The sequence below is a fragment of the Frankia sp. CcWB2 genome (assembly GCF_977927585.1).
In genome coordinates, this window is record NZ_CDWRCM010000036.1 from 22,271 (window position 1) to 26,548 (window position 4,278).

The following is a 4,278-nucleotide window of genomic DNA, read 5'->3' on the forward strand; positions in this document are numbered from 1 at the left end:
CACTGATTGTCTCCGGCACCATCGAGACGATCCGCGAGGTCTGGTGGGACATTCGCCCACATCCCAACTTCGGCACCGTGGAACTGCGGGTCTGCGATGGTCTGCCGTCCCTGATGGAGGTGGGGGCGGTCGCGGCTCTCGCGCAGTGCCTGGTTGACCGCATGAACACCCAGATCGATCGTGGGTATCGCCTCCCGACTCCGCAACGATGGCTCGTGCAGGAGAACAAGTGGCGAGCGGCCCGGTACGGTCTGGACGCACAGATCATCGTCGATGGTCGGGGCGGTATCCGGCCGGTCCGGGACGAGATCACCGATCTCGTGGAGGATCTGCTTCCGGTCGCCCACCGCCTCGGTTGTTCATCCGAGCTCTCCGACGCGCTGACCATCCTGCGGACGGGCGCGAGCTATACCCGGCAGCGGGACGCCGCCCGGCGGGCCGGTGGAGATCTCATCCGGGTCGTCGATACCCTGCTCGAAGAGATGAACATGGGCCGTCCGGTAGTCGACGGCTAGACACGTCGGCGAATACCCCGAACCGCACGCGTTCAGGGCCCGCGTGGCGTGTGCAGGGAGGAGCCCGGCCGGCAGATGAAGGTTGACGAGACCGCGGCGGTCGCCGGGTGGGTGGCCGCGCACGAATCCGAGCTGATCGCGTTGCGTCGCGATCTCCACGCCCACCCGGAGCTCGGCCGGCGGGAGCACCGCACCGCCGAGCAGGTCGAGGCGCGACTCCGGGCCGCGGGACTGTCGCCGCAGCGCCTGCCGGACCTTCCTGGCCTGTGGTGTGATATCGGTCTCGGCGTCGATCATGATCCAGACGCTCCCGTGATCATGCTGCGGGCCGACATGGACGCTCTTCCGCTCTCGGATATCAAGGACGTGCGGTACCGCTCCACCGTTCCGGGTGTGGCTCACGCTTGCGGACATGACGTGCACACGACCGTGGCGCTCGGCGCCGGACTCGCGCTTGCCGAGATCGCACGCGTGTCTACGCTGCCCGGGACCGTGCGCCTGGTGTTCCAGCCCGCGGAGGAGCTCATGCCGGGCGGCGCGTTGGACGTCATCGACGCGGGAGTGCTGAAGCCGGTGACCACGGCGATCGCGGTGCACTGCGATCCGGCGCTCGACCTGGGCATGATCGGTCTGCGGACGGGTCCGATCACCTCTGCCGCCGATGCCGTCGAAATCACGTTGGCCGGGCCCGGCGGTCACACCTCCCGGCCACAGAACACAGTCGACCTGGTGTACGCGCTCGTCCGCCTTGCGGCCGATCTTCCTGCCGCGTTGGGGCGACTAGTCGATCCCAGGTCGGCGCTCTCCCTGGTCTGGGGTCAGGTGCAGGCGGGAACCGTTACCAACGCCATCCCTCGAACCGGTCAGCTCCGAGGCACGATCCGCACTTTGTCCCGGGAGACCTGGGAGAGCGTGCCGGCGCTGGTCACTCAGGTTGCCGAGCAGCTCATCGCACCGTACGGAGCACAGATCGTGGTCGACTACCGGCGTGGCGTGCCGCCCGTGGTGAACAGCGTGGATGTCGTCGAGGTCCTTCGGACCGTCGTCGACCGTGTGTTTGGTCACGGGACCTCCACCATGGTGGCGCAATCGCTTGGTGGCGAGGACTTCGGTTGGTATCTGAACCACGTGCCGGGGGCCTTGGCCCGATTGGGCACTCGGACACCCGGCGGCCACACCTACGACCTTCACCAGGGTAGCTTCGACGTGGACGAGAGAGCGATCGGTGTGGGCGTGAAGCTGCTTGCCGGCGCGGCTCTCGATCTGCTGACCCAGACGCCACCGGCGCCGTGATGCGTCACGCAGTCGGTCGCGAACGGAGCTCGGCCACGTAGTCGGCGGGTGCCCCAGCCTTCTCCGCGGAATCGGCGATCATCTCGAGGTACCGGCGCGACGGGAGTCCTCCCTCGTAGGCGTCGAGAACATACGTCCAGGCGAGAGCCTCCCCATCGAGGGTGGAGACCCGCACCCGGATGCGGGTGTACAGGCCGGTGTCCGCGCCTTCCCAGACGTCGAGCCGTTCCAGGTCGTAACGGTCGAGATCGTACAGAAGGACGTACGCGTGGGCACCCGGAGCCTCGACGATGGTCGGCAAGGCTCCATCCCAACCGACGTTCTCACCGCCGAACGTGAGGCGCCAACCGTTGATCCATCCAGCGCCGGTCACGGGCGAATGCGGGGCCCGCTCCTTCATCTGCGCCGGGTCGAGGTTGCCGGCGTAAGCCGCGTACAAGGTCATTGTGATCTCTCGGAGGGTTACGGTGCGTGATTATAACTGTAATTTCCGCTCATGAAAGGAGGAAGATGGCCCTACCTGACATCGCTGATGTCGGACTCCGTCTGCGATCCTACGGAGCCTTCCGCACCGGCAGGAGAGCGGCCGCGGCGGCGGGGCAAGATGATAAGGAAGCGATACCGGATCGGGAGGGCACGTGACTCGCATCATCATTCTTGGTGGAGGGCCCGGAGGCTACGAGGCGGCTCTCGTTGGAGCCTCACTCGGAGCGACGGTCACCGTCATCGACTCGGACGGGGTCGGTGGTGCCTGTGTGCTCACCGACTGCGTCCCCTCCAAAACCTTGATCGCGACTTCGGAGACCATGACGAACCTTGCTCTGGCTCCCGGCCTGGGTGTCCGCCCGCATAGTCTCGGCCCTGGGCCGGAACCGGCGTTGCCCCCCGTGGCCTGGGGGATCAGTACCAGCGCGGACTCGGGCACCCGGCCGCTCACGCCCCCGGAGGTCGTCAATGTGGATGCGGAGCAGGTGTACGAACGGGTCCGTGATCTAGCCAAGGCCCAGTCCCTGGACATCGAGCGCCGGCTCGAGCGCGAGAAGGTCGATGTCGTGCACGCCTCTGGGCGTCTTGTCGGGCCGCACGCAATCGAAACCAGCGCCGGTGAAACCTTCGTCGGCGATGTGATTTTGATCGCGACCGGCGCCTCACCACGCGATCTCCCCACGGCCCAGCCGGATGGTGAGCGGATTCTCACCTGGCGACACCTCTACGACCTCAAGGAGATACCCGAACATCTGGTCGTCGTCGGTTCCGGCGTCACCGGAGCTGAGTTCGCCAGCGCGTATCGGGCGCTTGGCGCCGAGGTCACGCTGGTTTCCTCGCGCGAACGCGTGCTGCCGGGGGAGGACCCGGATGCTGCCCGGGTCATCGAGGATGTGTTCGTGCGGCGTGGGATCGAGGTGCTCAACCGATCGCGGGCGGCGTCGGTACGGCGCATCGGGGACGGTGTGATCGTCGAGCTGACCGACGGCCGGACCGTCACGGGAAGCCATGCTCTGATGGCGGTTGGTTCGGTACCCCGCACCAAGGGCCTCGGGCTGACTGACGTGGGGGTGCGGCTTGGGCCTGGTGGGCATGTGAACGTGGACCGGATGTCGCGGACCTCGGTGCCGGGTGTCTACGCGGCCGGTGACTGCACTGGAGTCCTCCCGCTCGCATCGGTCGCCGCGATGCAGGGGCGTATCGCCATGTGGCACGCCCTCGGCGAGGCCGTCACACCCTTGCGGCTCGGGACGGTGTCGTCCAACATCTTCACCGAGCCGGAAATCGCCACCGTCGGAGTCACGCAGGTGATGAAGGACACCGGGGCAGTCGCAGCCGAGGTAACCACAGTTCCACTCTTGCGGAATCCGCGGGCGAAGATGATGGGTATTGAGGACGGCTTCGTGAAACTGTTCTGCCGTCCGGGGAGTGGAAGCGTGCTTGGCGGTGTTATTGTCGCGCCGCGTGCATCCGAACTCATCCTCTCTATCTCGCTCGCGGTCGAACACGGTCTGACCGTCGATCAAATCGCACATACGTTCTCGATCTACCCGTCGCTCTCCGGCTCGATCACCGAGGCGGCTCGCGTCCTGCGTACGCGCGACTTCTTCGCGGGATTCGACAACCCGGAGTGAGCAGGGGCCCGGCAGGACCGCATGCGGAACCTCCTGCCATGTCGGGCTGCCATGCCGGGACGACGGCCGGCGCGGCGAGTACTGCCGACGCCTGCCTGTGGAGAAGGCTACGAGCAGGGCTTTTCCACCGGGCCGCGTCTGGGGGATCGTCTGTTCCCGTAGGCGCGGCCGGCGATGTCCGCGGGATGGAACCGGTTCGCGGCGTGGCTCTGACTCTCGGGCCGACGTGCCGAAGGCATCATCGTCTGAAGCATGCGGGTGAGTAAGAGGTCCGGGTGTCGTGTCGAAAAAGACACGACGGGAAGCCCGGGACGGCCGGCCGCCCCGGGCTCACACGGCTCTTCGCGGAA

Annotated in this window: 4 protein-coding genes; 3 read left to right on the forward strand and 1 reads right to left on the reverse strand. The window is 66.8% G+C overall.

The window, feature by feature from the left end; all coding sequences use genetic code 11:
• Together ACY45C_RS06105 and ACY45C_RS06110 are read left to right on the forward strand one after the other, a co-directional pair.
• The coding region (locus tag ACY45C_RS06105) for a glutamate-cysteine ligase family protein (RefSeq protein WP_462186673.1) at window positions 1–515 on the forward strand (515 nt) is incomplete at its 5' end.
• Between the two features lie 75 nt (window positions 516–590).
• Window positions 591–1,808, forward strand: coding sequence for an amidohydrolase (locus ACY45C_RS06110; protein ID WP_462186674.1), 1,218 nt, complete (start codon window positions 591–593; stop codon window positions 1,806–1,808).
• A 4-nt stretch (window positions 1,809–1,812) separates the two neighbouring features.
• Here ACY45C_RS06110 and ACY45C_RS06115 read toward each other — a convergent pair whose 3' ends face one another.
• Window positions 1,813–2,253, reverse strand: coding sequence for a gamma-glutamylcyclotransferase (locus ACY45C_RS06115; RefSeq protein WP_462186675.1), 441 nt, complete (start codon window positions 2,251–2,253; stop codon window positions 1,813–1,815).
• A gap of 193 nt (window positions 2,254–2,446) precedes the next feature.
• On the opposite strand from ACY45C_RS06115, the gene ACY45C_RS06120 reads away from it, so the two are divergent.
• The gene (locus tag ACY45C_RS06120) at window positions 2,447–3,928 is read left to right on the forward strand and encodes an NAD(P)H-quinone dehydrogenase (RefSeq protein WP_462186676.1); all 1,482 of its coding nucleotides are present in this window, start codon (window positions 2,447–2,449) and stop codon (window positions 3,926–3,928) included.
• The last annotated feature ends 350 nt before the right edge of the window (window positions 3,929–4,278 follow it).